This window comes from Vibrio sp. 10N.222.48.A3 (assembly GCF_041475345.1).
GTDB classification, from domain to species: Bacteria; Pseudomonadota; Gammaproteobacteria; order Enterobacterales; family Vibrionaceae; genus Vibrio; species Vibrio tasmaniensis_A.
In genome coordinates this window covers 7533-8100 of sequence record NZ_JBFRVX010000815.1, presented here as the reverse complement: position 1 = coordinate 8100, position 568 = coordinate 7533, and the positions used below count along the sequence as shown (strand labels likewise).

At 46.7% G+C, this 568-nt stretch carries 1 protein-coding gene; it reads left to right on the top strand.

Features of this window, described 5'->3' with window-relative positions; all coding sequences use genetic code 11:
• A partial coding sequence (locus tag AB4653_RS20170; protein WP_372105159.1) for an SLC13 family permease occupies nucleotides 1-568 on the top strand: 568 nt, incomplete at both ends.

Below are 568 nucleotides of genomic sequence, written 5' to 3'. Positions count from 1 at the left end.
TAGCTGACAAAGTATTGCTCATAGCAAAAGGCAGAATGTCGGTAGCCGTGTTCATGTTGTTCGGTGTGAGTGCGGGTTTATCCATGTGGATCTCAAACACAGCCACCACAGCAATGATGCTCCCTCTTGTACTAGGCATCATGAACAAAGTTGACCAAAGTGAAGACCGTAACACCTATGTATTTGTGCTACTAGGCATCGCTTACTGTGCTTCAATCGGTGGTATCGCAACTTTAGTAGGTAGCCCGCCAAACGCCATTGCTGCCGCAGAAGTTGGCTTGAGCTTCACAGAGTGGATGGCACTTGGGCTACCTATCTCGATGATCTTACTGCCAATCACGATGATTATTTTGTACGTGATGACTAAGCCAAAACTTGACCACAAATTCGAGCTAGACCATGCACCTGTCGAGTGGACAAACAGCAAGAAAATCACACTGTCTATCTTCCTTTTAACCGTAACGCTTTGGATATTCGGCAAGCCGATCAACGCAATGATTGGCGGGTTCTCTAAGTTTGATAGTTTGGTAGCGATTGGCGCCATTGTACTGCTTGGCGCTTCTAGAGC